Here is a 19,926-nt window from a genome sequence, read left to right on the forward strand (position 1 = left end):
CATCCCCCGTTTACAGCTTCAGTCCGATCGCCTGACTAACATAATCCGTAATAAAATTCTTGCTTCTGCCACTTCCGTGCCGGTCCGGGATCTCCACAAACAAAGGCGTTCTCCGGTTTAATTTCAGATCACTCACCAGCTCCGGAAAATCCCTGCCTAACTTTTCTGTCAGCAATACAATGCCTATATCTGCCTGTCCCGTCACAAAGGTAAGTGCCTCTTCTAATTCTTCTCTCTCATGTACGACCACTCCCTCAACACCGGAAAGCCGCATCCCCGTATATGTGTCTATATTGTCGCTGATCAAATACATCCTCATGGAAATCCGCCATCCTTTCCGTCTTTTTTATCCCAGAATGGAAAATGAGATCAAAAGACCATACAGCGCAATAGATTCTGCCAGTGCAACGAAAATGAGTGCTTTACCCATAATACCGGAATCCTCGCTCAATGCTCCGATTGCTGCGGAAGCTGCACTTGCAACTGCAACACCTGCACCGATACAGGAAAGTCCTGTCGACAGTGCTGCTGCCATATATCTCCAGCCCTCCGCTGCAGAAGCTGCCGTATCCGATGCCGCATAAATATGTCCGCTAAAGAGCAGCATGTCTGCCACCACAACCGTTCCAAAAAACAATACCAGATTTACCGCAAGGGACGCTTTAAAACTTTTCTCTTTCTTTTGTCCAAGATAGTATCCCAAAAAAGGGATCACCATACTGAAAATTAAAATTGCCACCAGTGTTATTTTTGCTGCCATATCTTTTCTCCTCCTATTTTCGTTTTCCGGAAAAAGCCACAAATGGTTTTCCTGTTCCCTGATAAAATCTGCTGAACATCTCATAATATTCAAGTCTTAATACCTGAATCCCTACGACAAGTCCTTCCAGTCCTGTCACGACAATATTTCCAAGTACCACAACGATCCAGTTTGGCGAACCGCTCTCATATCCGGCAAGTGTCAGTACTACGCCCATCATTCCCGCATGGCTTAACGCAAATGCGCCAACACGGACAAAGGATATACTGTTTGTTGCATAACTTAATACCACGTCAAACAATTCCACAAGAGATTCGACAAAAAACATTGCCTTGCTCTCTCCTTCCGGAAACAACTTCTTCTTTCGCTCGATCAGATTCGTAAGCGGTTCCTTCAAAAGAATTGCGATGAGCGGCACCCCGATCAGGACACCAAGAATACCAGTCGCCGGAACCGGTCTGCCCATCACGTACAATACAATACAAAGGACTACACAGCCATAACATATCATTCCTGCAATTCCGCTCGGACTGAATAAAATGCGCCCCAGATCCTTTGCACGCACTGCATTGATGATATTTAAAACCATCGCAACCAGGATCAAAAACATTCCAAAGCCGATCGCCAACATAAGCGTTGTCATGATATTATCCATCGGACGCATCCACACAGGTTTTAGTATTCCCTCAAATCCAAACACGCTGCCATACATAAATCCAAATACGGTAGACCAGATGCCTGCTAACGAAAGGATTGCTCCAAGATTCATATGTTTTATCTTATAAAAAACAAACCCTCCGATCAAAAGACATAGTCCCTGCCCGACATCCCCGAACATAATACCGAACATCAGCGTATAAGTAAGGGCAATAAATATCGTCGGATCCATTTCCTGATATGCCGGGAGTCCGTACATTTCCACAAACATTTCAAACGGCTTAAACAATGCCGGATTCTTTAATTTTGTCGGTGGACTGACGGACATATGATCTTCCACATCCTCCTCCATCACATGGATCTTTGGATCTTCCACTGTCTCTTTTTCTAATTTCACGGCATCTTCCGCACTCATCCAGCCATATAAAATATAATATTCTGTCTGTTCTCCCGGTTTTCTTCCCGGTGTTGTACAGACCGCAAATTTACGCACATCAAAATTATTACAGTAATGTTCTAATGCAGCACATGCACCTGCAATTTTCCCGGCATGTTTTTCTAACGTATCATGAAGCTGTTTTTTCAGCTTCTGCTCTTCCTCATCATATGCCTGTTTTTTCTGCAATGCCTCCTGATAAGCACTTTCCGGCGTTCCATCAAAAGAATCCGGTATATAGATACGCTCAAAATGAAATGACAGGCACACTGCATCTACTTCTTTTGCGTAGACTCTCGGCACAAAATAGCCGCCCCACACATATGCCTCATCGCTGTCACATTCATAAAACAGTACATGATCAGTATCATGGATATAACGTTCGAGTTTCTGATAATGTTCTCTTGCGATCCTTCCAAAACGGAATGCGATAAACTGAAATTCCAGAATTTTTTTAAATTCATAATCAAGTCTTCGAAATGGTGAAATCTGATCCATCAGACTCTGATTCTCCATGCGTTCCTTCCGCACTTCTTCCTGACGTTTTACGATCTCGTCGGTCAGACGGTACGCGGCTTCCACTACTTTCTCTGCTTCTGCAGGTTCCATTTTTACCGGTACGGCATAATCTGCTGTCCCACCCGGCTCATCTTTGATATGCTCCCACAATGCCTGTGCTTTTGTACAGGCATCCTTGTAGATATTCGTCTCGGCAAACGGTCTTACATGACCGGATATGCCAAATCCGGATGTGGCATTTTCAAAATGTATCTCATATCTGCTCAGATACTGCTCCATTACACGGTCGATATCATTTTTCGGTCCGGTAATATGAAGCAGTTTCATTTTCTCTACCACTTGCACCCCTCCATCCTTTACATTGCAAAAATAAGATTCCGTATCTCATACGGCGGTATGTGGTAACGGATTCCCTCAAGTGCCGTCGTCAGGCGATCGATCTCATGCTCTTTCTCATACAGATAACGCAGAACCGGTGCCACAGACATTGGATGCTTTTTACATATTTTCTCATATGTCCTTATCATGACCCGCTCCCACGTCAGTTCATCCTCCGGCTCAAGCACTGCCTGTTTTCCACGAAAATATGCAGTCTGCCGGACAAATTCCACAAATTGCTCTGCCGATTCTGTTTCTAAAAGTCTGTTTGTCTCCGCAGGCTTTAAACGGTAGCTTACCGGTATCCGGTGTTTTTTCATATCCGCCTCTCCCATCGAATAAAACCGCTTTGCCCGGTACATCCACATCAGATTCTGCCAGTCGATCTCTGTTCCGAAAATCTGTTCTAAGATCTGCCTCGTTTCTTTGTCGGAAACCTTTGCGATCTCTTTCCATATTTTCTTATAGTAATAAATATCAAGTGCAAATGCATAATCCGCGTAGTTTTGTCCTGTTTCCGTCTCTAATTCCCTTAACAGAGCTTCATATTCCGTTCCAGCCACCGCCTGTATCAGCTCCTGCACACTGCATGCCGCCATCACTGCTCTTAAATCAAAATCTGCATGCCGTTCAAAAAAACCTCCGCTTAAGGTAAGCTCACGTCCGTTTCCTTCCATCGCAGACTGCAGACAGTTTTTAATCACATTGACCTGATAGCGTGAAAATACAAACTGCAATGCACTTCTTGGCTGCACACCGGAAAACCGGTATAACTTGCAGTAATCCATATACAGTGAATCCCTTATCACCGCTTCTGCCTGACCACGGTGTGCCACTTCCCCGTGCCGCTCAAATACCGGTGCATATGCAGGCTGTTCCCGCAAAAAAGCAATAAAATCTGTCACAGATTCATATTCCGAAACTACCGCATAATCATCCGCCTCAAGCAGTCTTGCACGCATTGCTTTGGTCTTTGTCACCAGACCGCTGTACTCTAACAATCCTCCTGCCATTATCTTCCCCCATTTCGCCATGCTATCAGCATTGCTATCAGCATTGCTACCTGCATTTTCTCAAGCTATCACCGCGCATAACATCAGGAGCTTATAATACTTTCAAAAATTTTCTCTGCAAGAGTCTCCTTTTTCTGCAGAAATTCCTCTTCCAACTGTCTCATTTTGGCTTCGTAATGTTCTTTCTGCCCCAAAAGTTTTGTCTTAGACTCCGATAAAAGCTGCTGTTTTATCTCTTCTTCCTGTTTTTGTCTCATGGAAGCATATTGCCTGTCCATCTCTCGTTTATCAAATTCTAACTGTTTTAACATCATTTCTTTTTCCGCAGCTGCATCCGTCAGAATAGACTCTGCCTTCTTTTCGATCTCATCAAGCTTCGTAATGATCTCATTCATGAAAAACCCCTGTAACCTTTCTGTTGTCTATTACGTTTCCCAAAAATTACTGATATATTAATTATATTCGTTTCTTAATCTGATAGCAAGGCATTATTTCGGTTGTTTTTTCAGTCAATATAAATGTCAGATGCTTTTTTATAATACAAAAAAGACCAGTCAATGTATCGCTACACCGGCTGATCTTCTTGTATACAATATTTACTTTTTCTCCGCTATGCTTCTGCAGACCTTTGTATTCTGGCTGTAATATCCCTTACCTCAGCCATAATAGCCGCATACATTTCATGCTCTAATCCCACTGGTGACATATGCGGGCACTCCTGTTTCATTCGATATGCCTGTACTAAAAGTCCCCTCTTCATGTCTTCGAGTTCCAAAAGCTGCTCTCTGCTCATAACGCTTCTCCATCTCCTGCTCTTATTCTATACTGCCTTCTCTGATCTGCCGACATACGGCAAATCCTTCGTCATAAGTATAACTATATGCTGTGCACGCACCTATGACATAATAGCATATCTGGTAAATTTTAGAGCATCAACTTGTTCGGCAATTTTACCAAATTTTGGAGATGGATTTTCCCATTTTGCCTATTTACAAACTATCTTTTATTCATTTGTTACAACGCTATCAGCGTTTGCAGAGCCTCTTTTTTAACAATACAATCTCCGTGTTCACGGATATAGGAAATTTGTCCTATCTCCGAAATTCTGCCCGCATCATACTCGACAGCACCGAATGCAAACGCCCTCATTTCGTCTCTTGGGAACTTCGAAAAATCCATAATCAGATAATATGCACCCTCTAACCGGTAAAGACTGCTCTTTGGAAAAATCTCCTCAAAACATGCCCTTCCCATGCGTGATGCTTCATCTAAATCAAAGAACCGGAGTGCACAGACCATCTGTCTGTTGATCATCTGCTGTTTTTTTGATTTTTTTTCTTCTTTTGATGACTTCTTTTGATTTTCTTTTTTCTGCGTATATTCCTGTTCTTTAGTATCTTTCTTCCGGTCTAAGAACGCATCCAGTACTCCCTGGCGCTCCTCTTTGCTTAAGTTTCGGAACTCCTGCATCTTCTCCGGCGTCATCTGACCGACCAGATCAGAGATTGCCTCCATCAGCTGCTGAAAACTCGTATCTGAATCGCCGCCAAATGTGATCGCCATACTGTGATCTGAAAGAAGTTCTGCTTTTACCATCGGTGAAATGTTCTCCAGACTGATGTTCTCGTGTTCTTCCACGATCTTTAAGACAACACGCATAAATTTCTGTGTTGCTTCTCCATTTCCAATGATCTCATCAATATCAAAACCCATATCCCGGATTTCTTCCTCGGTCAGGGCACATCTGATTTTATTTTCTCCTACGCGCTTTATTTCCATGTCGTATTCCCCATTCGTATATCATAAATCTATTACTATTATCCTATTTTTCCGGTTATTTGTAAAGTCTGAATCACTGGAGAATAACAACTCTTTACTGCATCTGCAGTTTTACTTTTACAATACGCACAACCGATTCGTTGATACGTTCCTCCGTGATCGTTCCATCCTTTACCGCCTGAAGAAGTCCGTTATATGCTGTTTCATAATCAGAAGGTGCTAAGATCATATCAACACCTGCATTGACTGCCATGACTGCTGCCTGGTCTGCCGTATAACTGCCTGTGACTGCCCCCATATTCATGGCATCTGTGATCACGATCCCCTGATATCCAAGCTGTTCCCTCAACACATTGCTTACCATCATCTGGGACAGTGATGCCGGCGTATTATCTCCAACTACCTGCGGAACTGAGATATGTCCGACCATAACAAATGACACACCGTTTTCAACCGCTCTCTGGAATGGCACAAGTTCGGTCTGCATCAGTTCTTCTAATGATTTATCAAGTGTCACTGCTCCGTCATGGGAGTCGCCCGAAGTGCCGCCATGTCCCGGAAAATGTTTTACTACGCCAAAAACTCCCTGACTGCTTAATCCTTCAAGTTCTTTTGTGACCATATCTGCCACCACAGATGCATCCGAGCCAAAAGATCTTGTCCCAATAACTGTATTGTCCGGATTGGTAAGTACGTCTGCTACTGGTGCATAGTCCACATTAAAACCAAGCTGTTTTAAATATGTTCCGATCGATGCTCCCGCATCATATGCTTTCTGCAGATCACCGGTCGCACCGATATCACTCATGTTCCCAACATCTGTAACACCAAACGCTTCATTCTTTGCAACTCTTGCAACTGTTCCGCCTTCTTCATCCACACTTAAAAAGACGGGCAGCCCGGTCCGCTCCATGGCTATATTCTGCATATTGGTAAGCATCTCTGTCGTCTGTTCCGTACTGACAAGATTATCTGCCATATAGATCAGACCTCCGACCGGCCTGTTTTCATATGCCGCTTTTGTTGTATCGCCGGCTGCCGTCACACTCGCATACCCTGTCAGCGCCTCCGGTGTAATAACAAACATCTGTGCGACTTTGTCTTCCAGTGACATGCCTGACACAAGCTGTGCAGCCTGCTCAACTAACGGATCAACTACAGGTTCTGCTGCTTCACTCTGTTCCTGTACGGTCTGTGAATCCTCCATTATCTCCGTACTTTGTGTTTCCGGTATTTTTTCTGCTTTATCATTCTTTGGTAAAAACTTATGTATGGCAGCTGCTGCCCCTGCAAGCAATGCCGCCAAAATCAACACAAACACAGCTACTACAACTACTGCATGTTTAAAATCGTCCTGTCTTTTCTGTCTTCTTTCTTCCTGATTCATACATTCTCCATTTCCATATATTTCTGTTTATATTGTACGCACATTTTTTATGGTGCCACCCATGCCTCATCTATTCCATCCTGTTTCCACTGGTTCTGTTCCTCAGAATAACCATCTACAACCAGATACTGATATTTACTGACCGTTTTTAAAGCATCATAAACATAGCGCAGCGGAATATAATTCCGGTTTCCATCCGGGTCTGCCGGATCTGCAAGAAATACTTCATCTGTCTCTTCTTTGTACAGACAGATATTCACATAATGACCACCTGTCTTTTTCCAGTAAGTATTATCATCATGACTGCTGACTAAAACAATGGCACTTTTTGCTGTTTTGATCTGCTCCCGGAATGCCTCATAAGTCTGTGGTTTTGTATAAAGCTCCGCATCAAATCCGCATTTACGCATAACCGTTTTCATATCACCCCAGCCGATCGCCCCAATCTTTTTCGTCGGCGTATATCCGGAAGTCTCCCGTGCATATAGAAACATATCCCATGGCGAACAGGTATGATCCGAAAATGTACTGTATATATTTGCCATACAGCACAGTCCACACCCGAAATTACCAAAATAATTGCCTCTTACATACTGATTACTCCATTCGCCGGACCAGGCCCGTCCCTCTCCCCAGGATTTTGGTCCCTGCAAAAAAGAGTAGACATCCGTCTCATTATAATATCCCCTGTTTGCCGCAGCTACCAGAATGTCTTTATTTTTTTTGATCACAGCATACTCTTCGCCGTCCAGTTTTGTAAAAATACCAGCATACAGTTTCACTGCCGGCACATATTCCGGCTGCGTGGCAGAAACGTCTGCAGCATTTTGATCAATTTCTGATGTAAAATCTCCATCCAGACAGTATGCCCCAGCAATCAGTAGAAACATTCCTGCTAACATCGCATAAAATCTGTACTCCTTTCTTTTCTGACGATTCAAATACCCTTCCTCCCAATTCTGATCTGATTTCTGATATTTTTAAATAGTATCTCCCATTTTCATCTCAAACCCGTCTATATTTATGTTACCTTGTAAAGAATCTTTATTCAAGCAAAGATTTTCTTAAATTATTTACTTTACTACTCCTTTTTTTTCCGCTACAATAGAGCAGTATCATTACAGACACTATTATTTTGAAAAGAGGTACACAATTATGGCAAATCCAGTCGTTACGATTGAAATGGAAAATGGCGATATCATGAAAGCGGAACTTTATCCTGAAATCGCTCCGAATACTGTCAATAACTTTATCAGCCTGATCCAGAAAGGTTATTACAACGGACTGATCTTTCACCGCGTGATCAAAGGATTTATGATCCAGGGCGGATGTCCTGACGGAACCGGCATGGGCGGTCCTGGCTATGATATCAAAGGTGAATTTTCCCAGAATGGTTTCAAAAATGATTTAAAACACACCGAAGGTGTTTTATCCATGGCAAGAGCTATGCACCCGGATTCAGCCGGCAGCCAGTTCTTTATCATGCACAAAACATCTCCGCACTTAGACGGAGCTTATGCTGCTTTCGGTAAAATCACGGAAGGAATGGATATCGTAAATAAAATCGCAGAAACCGCAACCGATTACAGTGACAGGCCATTAGAGACACAGCGCATGAAAACTGTTACTGTTGAGACTTTCGGTGTGGATTATCCGGAACCGGAGAAATGCTGATCCAGACTGCAAACCTGTTATCCTGACAAGACAAAAAATCCACAGCGCACACCATATCGTGTGCACTGTGGATTTTTATTATAAATTGTTTGAACCGTCAATTATTTTACCGGAATAAGTTTCTCTTTTCCACCCATATACGGCTGTAATGCCTTCGGTACATTAACACTGCCGTCTTCATTTAAGTTGTTCTCTAAGAATGCGATCAACATTCTAGGTGGTGCAACAACAGTATTGTTTAAAGTGTGTGCAAAATATTTATTTCCGTCGGAACCTTTCACACGGATCTTTAAACGTCTTGCCTGTGCATCTCCTAAATTAGAACAGCTTCCAACTTCAAAGTATTTCTTCTGTCTTGGAGACCATGCCTCAACATCGCAGGATTTTACTTTTAAGTCTGCAAGGTCGCCGGAGCAGCACTCTAAGGTACGAACCGGAATATCAAGGCTGCGGAATAAGTCTACCGTGTTCTGCCATAATTTATCATACCATGTTTTAGACTCTTCCGGTTTGCAGACAACGATCATCTCCTGTTTCTCGAACTGGTGGATACGGTATACTCCACGCTCCTCAATACCATGTGCACCTTTCTCTTTACGGAAACATGGAGAGTAGGAAGTCAGTGTATACGGTAATTTCTCCTCATCGTTGATCGTGTCGATGAATTTACCGATCATGGAATGCTCAGAAGTACCGATCAGATAGAGATCCTCACCCTCGATCTTGTACATCATTGCATCCATCTCATCAAAACTCATAACACCTGTAACAACGTTGCTTCGGATCATAAATGGCGGGATCACATAGGTAAAGCCACGGTCGATCATAAAATCACGCGCATAAGAGATCACTGCAGAATGAAGGCGTGCGATATCGCCCATCAGATAATAAAAACCATTTCCTGCAACTTTTCCTGCAGCATCAAGATCGATACCATTAAAACGCTCCATGATCTCTGTATGATATGGGATCTCGAAATCCGGTACGACCGGCTCGCCGAATTTTTCGATCTCTACATTGCAGCTGTCATCTTTTCCGATCGGTACAGACGGATCAATGATATTCGGGATCGTCATCATGATCTTTGTTACTTTTTCCTGCAGTTCTTTTTCCTGCTCCTCTAACTCTGCAAGACGTGCTGCATTGGCATTTACCTGTGCCTTTACTGCTTCTGCCTCATCTTTTTTCCCCTGTCCCATTAACTGTCCGATCTGTTTTGACAGTTTATTTCTGCTTGCACGCAGATCATCTGCTTCCTGCTGTACAGCTCTCGCTTTTGCATCAAGCTCAATCACCTCATCTACTAATGGCAGTTTGTGATCCTGGAACTTATTTTTAATATTCTGTTTTACAACTTCCGGATTCTCTCTTAAAAATTTTAAATCGATCATCTTTCTCCTCTTTCTGCGGAACATGCCGCCCGTTTTTGTAGATTTTCATTTTGCCTGACCTAATATCTGTCTGACATTTTCTTAACGATAACACAAAAAGCCTTCCGCCCTGTGTGCCATCCTGCACATGGGACGAAAGGCTCTAAAACTCTTCCGCGTTGCCACCCATCTTGTCACTGCTTTTTCTTTTTAACACAGATGCTCATTTCCAGTATCTGTTTCTCCTGCTGTGACCTCTCAATTCGTATGCTATGGGATACGACCCCGTGACTTTCATCACTGACTCCGGAAGTGGAAAGGCATCTTTTCTGTACCGGTTTCCAGCACCCACCGGCTCTCTGAAACAGTCTTGCTGCCGCAGCTTCCATCACTGCCAAATTCTTTCGTTATTATACACTCATTATTTCCGTAATGCAAGTCTAACATGCTTCCTGCCTGATTTTTTCTTCCAGTTCGATTGCCCGCATCGCCCAGATATGCTTCCCTGCCGTTTTCTCCACTCCACGCATAACAATATCTCTCATCTGCTGTTCATTTTTCAGCAGATCACTTACTTTTACCGGTAGTTGCTCTAAATGTTTCAGGTCATAATACGAGACACCATCTCCCTCTTTTAGTTCTTCGCAGAGGTAGTGACTGGTATCCGAAACACAGACTGCACCGTTTAAAATCGAATTAAACACCCGGTCATGTGCACCATCTTTAAACCATGGCATCACATTAATTGAAATCTTCGCATGTGCAAGCTGCTCTAAACAGGTCAGGGAATCCGTCTGCGGATGTATTCTTATATTCTGCATCGCAGTACAGTCAAGTTCTTCCCAGCCCTTTCCAACAACATCCACGGTGATCCCTGCTTCTGCCAGCGTCTTTATGACCAGGCCACGCCAGTAATTGCGCACATACAGATCAATGAATATCATCTTATGCATCACAAGTCTGAAATCATCCGGTACCACCTTCCCCATCTCACGTTCACAGTGACGCAGTGTCACCTCCTCGATGGTCTGGTCCGTTTTTTCCAGCAGCTCGTCAATGATTCCGCGGTAAAATGCCGCATACTCATCATTGATCCAGTTGATATGCTGTTCAAAAAAAGACGGAGGCGTGTAATTTCCGGTCATGATCACATCAATATTCCGCTGTTCATACGACACATCAAGTGCTCCATCCAGCCCGGTTCCCGCTAACGGAAGAAATCCGGCACTTTTATATCCGGAATAATATTTTAAAAAATATGCTTCCTGTTTTCTGTCAATACTGATGTGGTGATATCCGGATGGCAGATCATGCAGACGGTTATCATAATAGTACGGATGATCTGCCGCAATATTATAACAGGGAATCTTATATTCATCCCAAATATAACCGTTTCTTTCACTGTATACACCCGCTTCTTTTTCCAGTCCCTGAAAATTGAAAGTGATCATCACTGTCTCGCCGGGTTTTATGAATTTTCTCAGCCTTTTGGCACTTCCCTTTTCATCTTTCAGATCGTAGAAAAATACTGCATATCCCATCTTTTCAAACTGCCCCGCCATCTGTTTCGAGAAATACGCAAGCGTTTCCACGCCTCCTTCAAACATCACGATTTTTTTCACACGAATCTCCATTTCCATTATCCAGACGTTTATTCATGGCGCAGCGCGTCAATCGGGTTTAGATTCGCCGCCTTATAAGACGGGAAAACCCCGAATACAATTCCGATCACCATAGAAAACAGCACGGAACCGATCGCCGCCGGAATACTGATTGCAACCGGCATCGTCGTCACATAGGAAATGATCTCTGCTAATATGATACCGACAATTACACCAAGCACACCGCCTAAACTTGTAAGCACCGCTGCTTCGGTCAGAAACTGATTCAAAATCTTTGACTTTCTTGCACCGATTGCCTTCTTTAAACCGATCTCCTGCGTACGCTCTGTCACTGATACCAGCATGATATTCATAACACCGATACCACCAACGATCAGGGAAATTCCAGCGATCCAGATCAGCATCGTATTTGTTGAACTGCTGAGTTCCTGTATCTGCTGTGCCTGCTCTAAAAGATCCTTTGCCTTATACTGGATCGTATCATCTTTCGGTGACAGATAATTGTTTAGCAGATCTGCACATGCTTTTCCGGCAGATGTCATATTATCCGTACTGTCCACACGGATCACAACATTCTGTGGCTCGTCATACTGATATATGATCGGCCAGGTCGTATTCGGGATATAAATAGAACCTGCCGTATCCTGCGCATATGTATAATAATCATCAATGGAATTGATGACCGGCTCAAATACCTTTGCCTTGGTTACGATTCCAATTACCGTATAAGGCTCCTTCTGGATCTCGATCGTATTTCCGACCGGATCTTCTCCCTGAAACAGCGCATTTGCGGAATCCGTATCCAAAATAGCGACTTTTTTATACTTTTTAAAGTCCTCATCCGTAAAAGCACGTCCCTCTTTCATAACATAATTGCAGGTATCAAAATAGCTGTTGTCGATTCCGCGCACATATCCACCGGAAAAAGCCGTATTTAAATGATACACTCCGCTATAATCCTGTCTGCTTAAGTATGCAGATGCATTCTCTACATGATCGAGATCTTTGATGTCACTCATGACCTCATCCGTTACAAGCGGCACTCCCTGCGGCACTCCGTTGTAATCCATCTCGTATTCCCACTCGCCCTGATAAAGAGACACTTCCACTGTATTCTCTCCGGAGCCGATCAGGTTTTCTTTGATCTGTTCATTCGTTCCTTTGATCGTCGATACGATCGCAATGATCGCTGCGATACCTATGATAATTCCAAGCATGGTCAGAAAGGAACGCATCTTGTGGGACCAGATTCCCTGAAAAGATAATCTTATATTCTCAAACATCCTGTTCCTCCTGATTAATATTCAACACTTTCATCCTCTGTTACTGCTGCTCCCTCGACTGCTGTCTTTCCATAAGGGAAGGCGATCCTGTCATCCTCTGTCAGTCCTGATTTGATCTCAACTGCAGTACCATATACTGTTTTTCCGGTTACAACATATTGTTTTTTCAGATGATCACTCTCATCTGCGATCATAACATATGATTTTCCATCTTCCTGTCTCACATATGCCTTATCAAGGTAAATTCCGCCTGTTTCTGACTGATTTGTCTGAATTGCAAGATCCACATATTCTCCATTTTTCAGTGCAGAACTGTCTTCCATATATGCAGTATACTGATAATAAGAAACATTCGGATTTCCTTCTCCCCAGGAATTGCCACTCACAGGATAATCCGATACGCTCGTTACGGTTGCCTCAAATGTCATTCCTGATTCCCATGAATTTGCGGTAACAACCGTTCCCGGTTTGACTTCATCTAACAAAAGTTCGCTGATCGTACCGCTCACGTACAGTCCGTCATCTCCGGTTACCACAAGAAATGCATTCCCATCATCCTGTTTCTGATCCGGATCTCCCACAGATTTCACAACACCATCAAGTTTTGCATAAACCACACCATCATTGATGCTGTCCTGTAACGTTTCCAGCTCCAGTTTTAACTTGCGAAGCTGTATATCCAGTTTTTTTACTTCTGATTCTTTGTCATTGATTGCCTCTGCAAGTTCTTTTTCGGTATATCCTTCCGGCTCTTCCCAGTCATCTTCATCGTTCCAGTTATCTTCATTCTCAAGTTCATCCAGATAATCCTGAAGACTTTTTCCAACTTCTTCTCCTGAAAAAACATACCAGGACCGGCTTTTATCATAGTCCATAGGCATGGTACTTCCATCGACATCTTTTACATTCGGTGAAATACTGTCATCTGCCACAGGCTCATATTTCTGTACTGTAACTTCTTTTGTGTCACCATTCGACTCAGTACTGTCATCCACCACTTCATCTCCTGTTTCCACACTTTCAAACACCATTTTCCCATCGCTGTCTTTTTTGCAGATAATAAACTTTACATATTTTCCATCCGTATAAGTGCCATCTGATTTTTTCTGCGGCCGCAGCGAATTGTAAAAACTTCCATATGCAAAAACATCTTTATTACAATAATAAATGTAAGGATTCTCTGCTGTTCCATCTGCCGTGTCTTTATTATATGGCTTTGAATCTTCCGTCACATAATTATAAATGCGGTTATCCTTCGCATCCTTTTCCGGCAGTGACTCTATGTAGGCTTTCTTCTGCTCTAATTCCTGCAGCTTTTTATTTATGTACGAGGATGCAGTACTGGCAGTAGAAGGCCGTGTCTTATCCACCGGTTTTGTGTTTTTTAATGACTCTAAAGAATGCTGTGCCTTCGCAAGACTGTTTTCTGTTGTACTGATCTCAAGGTTTTTCCTCTGGATATCGATCTCTGCCTCCGATGTATCATACTGGATCAGCGGATCTCCCTCTTTCACTGTATCGCCTTTTGAAACATAAACCTCCTGCACTTTGTTGGAATCATCTAAATATACTTCCTGGGAAGAATCATTCGTCACAACACCATAGCTTGTTTCAGAGTTCCCATAATATCCATAGTTTAAACTGGAAACAGACTGTACTTCTGCCACCAGATTCTTCTTCTGATACGACTTATAACCATAAATTCCTCCGGTGACTGCACCAACAGTGACGGCAAGTACGACAATGACTGCGATTACTTTTTTTAATTTCATGATGCATCCTCCTTTTCATCGCCCTCAAAAATCTCCCCGTCAATGATTTTCACCATGCGTTTTGCATTGGATGCGATATGCGGATCATGTGTGATCATAACGATCGTAACACCCTCTTCATTGAGTTTCTGAAACAGTTCCATGATCTGCTCTCCTGACTTGGAATCAAGTGCTCCGGTAGGTTCATCCGCAAGTAAGATCTTTGGATTATTGACCATTGCTCTCGCAATCGCAACCCTCTGTTTTTGTCCACCGGAAAGCTGCGTCGGACGAAAGTCCACCCTGTCACCAAGTCCGACACGTTCCAGTGCTTTGATTGCACGCTCCCTGCGCTCCTTTTTTTTCACGCCGGCATAACTAAGCGGCAGTGATACATTTTCCACCGCAGTCTCTCTCGGCATCAGATGAAAACTCTGAAATACAAACCCGATACTGCGCAGTCTTAAATCTGACAGCTGCTTGTCTTTTAACTTTAAGACGTCCTCTCCTGCCAGCTCATAAGTCCCGCTCGTCGGCTTATCCAGACAGCCTATGATATTCATAAGTGTTGTCTTTCCGGAGCCGGATGGTCCCATGATCGCAACATACTCTCCCTCTTCCACGGTAAGACAGACATCTTTTAATACCGGAACGACCAGCTTATCCTGCTGATAATCCTTGTAAATATTCTGCAGATTCAGTATCATTCCCCTACCTCCATATCATTGGAATCATCATAGGAATCATCAGAATCCTCATAGTCAGAATCATCGTAATCAGAGTCATCATATTCCGCATCATCCGCAGAATCGCCATCGTCAGCTCCATCATAACCTGATCCATCTTCCATATCGCCATTTACATAATTCTGCATGCCATTATCGTTCATCATTTCCGTATCGTACATTCCGTTTTCATACAACATTTCGGTTCCGTAATCAAGCATCTCTGTACCATCCTGATTGTACAACGGAGAAGAATAATCGACCTCGCTCACATCTGTCACCGTAGTTACTCCTTCATAGAGTCCTTCCATCGGCCATGTGATATAATCATCAAGTGAAAGACCGGATAAGATCTCATACTCTGCCAGATCCTCATCATATTCACCAAGTTCTACATATCGTTTTTCCAGACGTTTCTTATCATTTGCAGCCCAGACATAAGCACCGCTGTCATCCTGAACAACATAGTTTGAATACAGCCAGATTCCTTCTTTCTGCTGATCGTCCTGACCTTCGTCAAGTTCAATATATACATGCTGTCCTAACAGCAGTCCTTCTGCAGATGGAAGTTCCACATAAAACGGGTACTTTGTTGCAGAGACACTACTGTCTGAAGATGAATCGTCATCACTTTTCTGCACGTTATCTGTATCAATCTTTGAAATCGTTCCATTCCATGTCTGACTTTCATCCACCCTCGAACGTATGATGACCGCCTGTCCATCTGAGATCATCCATACATTCTGCTCATCGATACTTCCTTTTACACGGTATTCACCTGTCTGAAGAATCGTCATAAACGCAGCATTATTACCATTACTGTCTGTACCGTTCTCGTTGATTTCCTTTACCACGCCGGATTTTTTGCTGACAACAGACGATGCATCGATCTGGGCTTCATATTTTGATATTTCAAGGTTCTTGCTCTCAAGATCAAGTTTATTCTCCTCGATGGAATTTTCCTCCGACTGAATATCTGTCGTCAATGAAAATTTATCGTCCTCATCTGTCGTTTTATTTAATTCATCGGTCAATGTGGCTATCTTTTTTTTGGAACTGTCAATCTCATTCTGGATTCCCTCGAGTTCAAGTTTTGCCTGTTTCACCTGCATCTCAAGTTCGCTGGTATCATAGGTAACAAGTGTCTGACCCTCTTCTACCTCATCCCCTACTTTTACAAGGATTTCTTTGATGGTACGCGATGAATCTACATTTACCTCATAACTGTCCTGCGATTCCACAACACCATTATACCGGTTGGTATTTCCCGTATATGTATTCATGATCTTAGAAACTTTCTCAACATATACCTTGTCATCCGATTTTCCTGACTGTAAAAACGGAATTTTCTCTGAAACTACATCAATTGCCTGTGTTGTCACATCTATAATATTGTTGCGATAATAATAACCGGTTCCTCCTACTGCTCCAATTACTGCAATGGCTACGACCGGAATAATTATTTTTTTCTTTTCCATAGTTCCTCCTTAAATGTACACTGTCTGCATCCTGATTATCAGACATTCCGTATTATAGCATTTTTCCTACTTAATATATAGATGAATATTATTAATTCTTTTTTAAATCACAGATGAACTTTTTCTCTTAAGGATAAAAAAAATATTATTGCTATTTTAAAAAAATTATTGACAAATTGTTTTTGCCATAGTATGATATCAAATGTGTCTGACAGACAGATACAGAATAATTTCAGATATGCGCGAGTGGCTCAGTTGGTGGAGCACGACCTTGCCAAGGTCGGGGCCGCGGGTTCGAGTCCCGTCTCGCGCTCTCTTTTATCAAAAAAAGGACATCATTCAGATGTCCTTTTTTTGAAAAATCGAGTCCTGCCGGACTCGAACTTTCGAGTTTCTTCGCTTCCGCTCCGGTCCGCGCATAGCGGACATCCACCGGATGTCCTGCGGCGGGTCGCTCTAGCGACATTATTCCACTCCGCCGCAGTGCGATCCTGCCCGGAGGGCTTTTTGATTCATAGGATGTAATTTCCTATGAATCAAGAAAAAGTCCAGTAAAACTGGACTTTTTTCTAATGCCGGCAATGGGACTTGAACCCATACGATGTTGCCACCGCCAGATTTTGAGTCTGGTGCGTCTGCCATTCCGCCACGCCGGCTTATTCTTTTTTAATCGCTCGAACAATAAACATCTTATCATATCATGTTACAAATTGCAAGCAATTTTATTTTAACATTTAGGGATTACTTTCCTGATTTCAGCAAAAATCCGAAGGTTCACACTCCCTTCGGATTTTTTACCATCGCTATTCTTCACCAACTCCACTGATCTTTGTCCTCTGCACACTTGTGACACCGTTCTCCACAGTCGTTGTTTCAAGATAAGTAATACCATTGACCACAACCGTCTTTGTTGTTGTAGTAGTTTCGTCATCACTGTCTCCACCGCCACCGGCACTACCAGCAGCCCCGGTTCCGGATGCCTGCCCTGTCTGTCCTTCTCCGCCGGAAGCAGAATATCCATCAGACTGACCTGCTTCTGCTTTTGTTTTCTGGATCACTTTTAAGATATCGCCTTTCTCTCCCCGTTTGTATTCTTATTTTTATTTATATCGTATTACATTTTGAAGTTTATAACCAGTTTCACAAAAATTACATAAATACAGATAAACAATCTTGCTGTTTTTTCTAAACATTTTCTAAATAATATTTCGTCGTTTTATCACAGTCTCAGATTCTGAAATGCCCCATACACATCAAGTGTCCCATATCCCCACTCCCGGTTCGGATATGTCCGGTTTTCCGGTTTTGCAGTACCGCGGATCAACATGTTTTTGATAGATGTATGTGACATGATCGTATTATTCTGATCCACGATCGCCCACTGCATGATCTGCGCACAGGCTCCAGCTGTGATCGCTGCGGCTGCACTTGTTCCCGTAAAAGTGATAAAATTATTGCGAAGTCCGGGACCATAAACATCCACCGCCGGTGCCACAAAATCGGGTTTGATCTCTCCTGTCGTAGTATAACCTCTTCCGGAATCCGCATAGATACTGGTGTTCGATGCCTGATAACCGCCCACTGTGATGACCTGTCTTGCCGCACTGGGGGAAGTCAGTGTAATTTCCGGATTCGACCGAAGGAAAAAATTATTGCCATCTGTCATTTCTTTCAAAGGAAGCCAGAGATGATAATTTCCGGTGACAGTAAGCTGTGGAAAAATACGTATTGTCCAAAGTCCCGGTGTCGGTCTTATAAACCGGAAAAAAATCAGCTGGCTTGACGTTTCTTTCATATCGATCCGGTAATCTACCGTGATCGTCGTCCCCTCAAAAATAAAGTTAAACTGCTCTGATGCCCCACGGCGCACCGAAATCCGCGGAATCTGCTCTCCTGATGGTGAAATTACCGCAACCGCATACAGTTCCGGCGCAGATGCCCACAGTTCCACAAAAAAACCTTTCGTATTTTGCTCTACCGTGATTTCTGCATCCTCATGCTCCATCTCCCCTATGATACGTCCCTGAAAATGATGTCTTGCATTCGCCTCGTTTCCGGCTGCAACCACAACGACTCGTTTTCTTCTTCCGCACATATAATTAAGATAAGAAGGAAGAAAACCCTCACTCGCATGGCTCCCGGCACTGTTTCCTAATGCCATGCATATGACAAGCGGACGATTCAAAATATTTGCTACACTGTTTAAATAAGAAACTGCCATCATAATATCATTTTCCTGATATGCCGGAACACCGTCCTTCACAAAAAAGAAATCCCGAAGATACTGCTTTGCCTCTTTTAATTTTATCATAATGATCTCAGACTGGGGTGCCGCCCCGATAAAATCACCGTTTTCACTCTCACTTGCACATGCCACTCCTGCAAGAAATGTACCATGTCCATTGGTATCACGCGACGGCACGATATCGTACGGGTCTTCGGAAAATAACGCCGCATTGATCTGTTCTTTTGTATACTCTGCCCCATATAAAATACCCGCTGGTGGCATTCCATCCTGTATCGTCTGATCCCAGATACGGACGATCCGGCTGCTCCCGTCACTGTAGCGAAATGCCGGATTTGTATAATCAATCCCCGTATCAATAAATCCGATCAGCACACCGTTTCCCTTTAATGCAAGAACAGGCTGATTCTGCATTTTTAAAATACCGGACACCTCAAGTGCTGTCCGATCCAGCAGTCCATAACATTTTGGGATCTCAGAATAAGAATAACCGCCTACACTAAGCGGAGGTAATCTCTCCCTCGGATAATAATAGATATCATACCCTTCATCGATTCTCTGGATACAAGCCTCTGCGATCGTCTGTCCACTGGTTTCCTCATAAGATACGATAAAATCAAAAAAATCATCAGAATATACCTGTTCCCTGCAATCTGCCATAAATAAAAAAACTCCGGTCATCTATTCATTTACTAAATAGATGCCGGAATCTTTTACTTTAGAACCATATTTTTTATTTTAATTCGAACTTCTGCACAAGTTCATTTAATGAAACTGACTGTGCTGTCTCCTGCATCATAATCATCTCCGGAGATCGTGTCACCTGATGTAATAGATACATTACTGTCA

General features: G+C 43.0%; 18 protein-coding genes and 2 tRNA genes. 2 read left to right on the forward strand and 18 right to left on the reverse strand.

Going from position 1 to position 19,926, the window contains the following annotated elements:
* Positions 1–10: 10 nt before the first annotated feature.
* The 9 genes from ACDD58_RS05090 to ACDD58_RS05130 all read right to left on the reverse strand — a co-directional run bounded on the left by ACDD58_RS05090 (position 11) and on the right by ACDD58_RS05130 (position 7,870).
* Entirely contained in the window at positions 11–319 is a 309-nt protein-coding gene (locus ACDD58_RS05090; protein WP_117921512.1) for a V-type ATP synthase subunit F, read from the reverse strand.
* 27 nt (positions 320–346) lie between these two features.
* Positions 347–760, reverse strand: coding sequence for an ATP synthase subunit C (locus tag ACDD58_RS05095; RefSeq protein WP_117921514.1), 414 nt, complete (start codon positions 758–760; stop codon positions 347–349).
* Positions 761–773: 13 nt separating this feature from the next.
* Positions 774–2,711: a V-type ATP synthase subunit I gene (locus ACDD58_RS05100; protein ID WP_243006867.1), complete on the reverse strand. Its 1,938-nt coding sequence runs from the start codon at positions 2,709–2,711 to the stop codon at positions 774–776.
* Positions 2,712–2,728: 17 nt separating this feature from the next.
* On the reverse strand, positions 2,729–3,763 hold the full coding sequence (locus tag ACDD58_RS05105; RefSeq protein WP_117921517.1) for a V-type ATPase subunit: 1,035 nt from the start codon (positions 3,761–3,763) through the stop codon (positions 2,729–2,731).
* A gap of 83 nt (positions 3,764–3,846) precedes the next feature.
* Positions 3,847–4,158 (reverse strand): hypothetical protein, encoded by a 312-nt coding sequence (locus ACDD58_RS05110; RefSeq protein WP_370776199.1) that lies wholly within the window; start codon positions 4,156–4,158, stop codon positions 3,847–3,849.
* 215 nt (positions 4,159–4,373) lie between these two features.
* Positions 4,374–4,556 (reverse strand): aminotransferase class-III, encoded by a 183-nt coding sequence (locus tag ACDD58_RS05115; RefSeq protein ID WP_117921521.1) that lies wholly within the window; start codon positions 4,554–4,556, stop codon positions 4,374–4,376.
* Between the two features lie 221 nt (positions 4,557–4,777).
* Positions 4,778–5,542 carry an adaptor protein MecA gene (locus tag ACDD58_RS05120; protein ID WP_370776202.1) on the reverse strand — a complete coding sequence of 255 codons (765 nt, stop codon included), beginning with the start codon at positions 5,540–5,542 and terminating at the stop codon, positions 4,778–4,780.
* A 94-nt stretch (positions 5,543–5,636) separates the two neighbouring features.
* Positions 5,637–6,929 (reverse strand): glycoside hydrolase family 3 protein, encoded by a 1,293-nt coding sequence (locus ACDD58_RS05125; protein ID WP_117921525.1) that lies wholly within the window; start codon positions 6,927–6,929, stop codon positions 5,637–5,639.
* Positions 6,930–6,976: 47 nt separating this feature from the next.
* Positions 6,977–7,870, reverse strand: a complete 894-nt coding sequence (locus tag ACDD58_RS05130; protein ID WP_370776204.1) for a C39 family peptidase — start codon at positions 7,868–7,870, stop codon at positions 6,977–6,979.
* 214 nt (positions 7,871–8,084) lie between these two features.
* Here ACDD58_RS05130 and ACDD58_RS05135 point away from each other — a divergent pair, with 214 nt between their 5' ends.
* Positions 8,085–8,603: a peptidylprolyl isomerase gene (locus tag ACDD58_RS05135; protein WP_117921529.1), complete on the forward strand. Its 519-nt coding sequence runs from the start codon at positions 8,085–8,087 to the stop codon at positions 8,601–8,603.
* Between the two features lie 101 nt (positions 8,604–8,704).
* Here the strand turns inward: ACDD58_RS05135 and serS are convergent, their stop codons facing one another.
* From serS to ACDD58_RS05165, 6 genes are all read right to left on the reverse strand, one after another.
* Positions 8,705–9,994: a serine--tRNA ligase gene (gene serS, locus ACDD58_RS05140; protein WP_117921531.1), complete on the reverse strand. Its 1,290-nt coding sequence runs from the start codon at positions 9,992–9,994 to the stop codon at positions 8,705–8,707.
* A gap of 419 nt (positions 9,995–10,413) precedes the next feature.
* Positions 10,414–11,595, reverse strand: coding sequence for a glycosyltransferase (locus ACDD58_RS05145; protein ID WP_370776206.1), 1,182 nt, complete (start codon positions 11,593–11,595; stop codon positions 10,414–10,416).
* 29 nt (positions 11,596–11,624) lie between these two features.
* Complete coding sequence (locus tag ACDD58_RS05150) at positions 11,625–12,878, reverse strand: ABC transporter permease (RefSeq protein ID WP_117921535.1); 1,254 nt, start codon at positions 12,876–12,878, stop codon at positions 11,625–11,627.
* 14 nt (positions 12,879–12,892) lie between these two features.
* On the reverse strand, positions 12,893–14,650 hold the full coding sequence (locus ACDD58_RS05155; protein WP_370776209.1) for a biotin/lipoyl-binding protein: 1,758 nt from the start codon (positions 14,648–14,650) through the stop codon (positions 12,893–12,895).
* Complete coding sequence (locus ACDD58_RS05160) at positions 14,647–15,336, reverse strand: ABC transporter ATP-binding protein (RefSeq protein ID WP_006855684.1); 690 nt, start codon at positions 15,334–15,336, stop codon at positions 14,647–14,649. The genes ACDD58_RS05155 and ACDD58_RS05160 overlap by 4 nt, the downstream gene beginning before the upstream one ends.
* Positions 15,333–16,832 carry an efflux RND transporter periplasmic adaptor subunit gene (locus tag ACDD58_RS05165; protein WP_370776211.1) on the reverse strand — a complete coding sequence of 500 codons (1,500 nt, stop codon included), beginning with the start codon at positions 16,830–16,832 and terminating at the stop codon, positions 15,333–15,335. Before ACDD58_RS05165 ends, ACDD58_RS05160 begins: the two co-directional genes overlap by 4 nt.
* A gap of 240 nt (positions 16,833–17,072) precedes the next feature.
* Between ACDD58_RS05165 and ACDD58_RS05170 the strand changes: the two genes are divergently transcribed.
* A tRNA-Gly gene (locus tag ACDD58_RS05170) sits at positions 17,073–17,145 on the forward strand.
* Positions 17,146–17,405: 260 nt separating this feature from the next.
* Here ACDD58_RS05170 and ACDD58_RS05175 read toward each other — a convergent pair.
* The 3 genes from ACDD58_RS05175 to ACDD58_RS05185 all read right to left on the reverse strand — a co-directional run bounded on the left by ACDD58_RS05175 (position 17,406) and on the right by ACDD58_RS05185 (position 19,737).
* A tRNA-Leu gene (locus ACDD58_RS05175) sits at positions 17,406–17,488 on the reverse strand.
* A 147-nt stretch (positions 17,489–17,635) separates the two neighbouring features.
* Positions 17,636–17,890: a hypothetical protein gene (locus ACDD58_RS05180; RefSeq protein WP_241070904.1), complete on the reverse strand. Its 255-nt coding sequence runs from the start codon at positions 17,888–17,890 to the stop codon at positions 17,636–17,638.
* 161 nt (positions 17,891–18,051) lie between these two features.
* A complete protein-coding gene (locus ACDD58_RS05185) occupies positions 18,052–19,737 on the reverse strand; it encodes a S8 family peptidase (RefSeq protein ID WP_370776214.1) in 1,686 nt (561 codons plus the stop codon).
* Between the last annotated feature and the right edge of the window lie 189 nt (positions 19,738–19,926).

The organism is Roseburia sp. (assembly GCF_041325975.1).
Taxonomy (GTDB): Bacteria; Bacillota; Clostridia; order Lachnospirales; family Lachnospiraceae; genus Roseburia; species Roseburia rectibacter.

Coding starts and splice junctions, on each gene's coding strand:
- ACDD58_RS05090 (WP_117921512.1), bottom strand. CDS start 319: ATGAGGATGTATTTGATCAGCGACAATATAGACACATATACGGGGATG.
- ACDD58_RS05095 (WP_117921514.1), bottom strand. CDS start 760: ATGGCAGCAAAAATAACACTGGTGGCAATTTTAATTTTCAGTATGGTG.
- ACDD58_RS05105 (WP_117921517.1), bottom strand. CDS start 3,763: ATGGCAGGAGGATTGTTAGAGTACAGCGGTCTGGTGACAAAGACCAAA.
- ACDD58_RS05110 (WP_370776199.1), bottom strand. CDS start 4,158: ATGAATGAGATCATTACGAAGCTTGATGAGATCGAAAAGAAGGCAGAG.
- ACDD58_RS05115 (WP_117921521.1), bottom strand. CDS start 4,556: ATGAGCAGAGAGCAGCTTTTGGAACTCGAAGACATGAAGAGGGGACTT.
- ACDD58_RS05120 (WP_370776202.1), bottom strand. CDS start 5,542: ATGGAAATAAAGCGCGTAGGAGAAAATAAAATCAGATGTGCCCTGACC.
- ACDD58_RS05125 (WP_117921525.1), bottom strand. CDS start 6,929: ATGAATCAGGAAGAAAGAAGACAGAAAAGACAGGACGATTTTAAACAT.
- ACDD58_RS05135 (WP_117921529.1), top strand. CDS start 8,085: ATGGCAAATCCAGTCGTTACGATTGAAATGGAAAATGGCGATATCATG.
- serS (WP_117921531.1), bottom strand. CDS start 9,994: ATGATCGATTTAAAATTTTTAAGAGAGAATCCGGAAGTTGTAAAACAG.
- ACDD58_RS05150 (WP_117921535.1), bottom strand. CDS start 12,878: ATGTTTGAGAATATAAGATTATCTTTTCAGGGAATCTGGTCCCACAAG.
- ACDD58_RS05155 (WP_370776209.1), bottom strand. CDS start 14,650: ATGAAATTAAAAAAAGTAATCGCAGTCATTGTCGTACTTGCCGTCACT.
- ACDD58_RS05160 (WP_006855684.1), bottom strand. CDS start 15,336: ATGATACTGAATCTGCAGAATATTTACAAGGATTATCAGCAGGATAAG.
- ACDD58_RS05165 (WP_370776211.1), bottom strand. CDS start 16,832: ATGGAAAAGAAAAAAATAATTATTCCGGTCGTAGCCATTGCAGTAATT.
- ACDD58_RS05185 (WP_370776214.1), bottom strand. CDS start 19,737: ATGGCAGATTGCAGGGAACAGGTATATTCTGATGATTTTTTTGATTTT.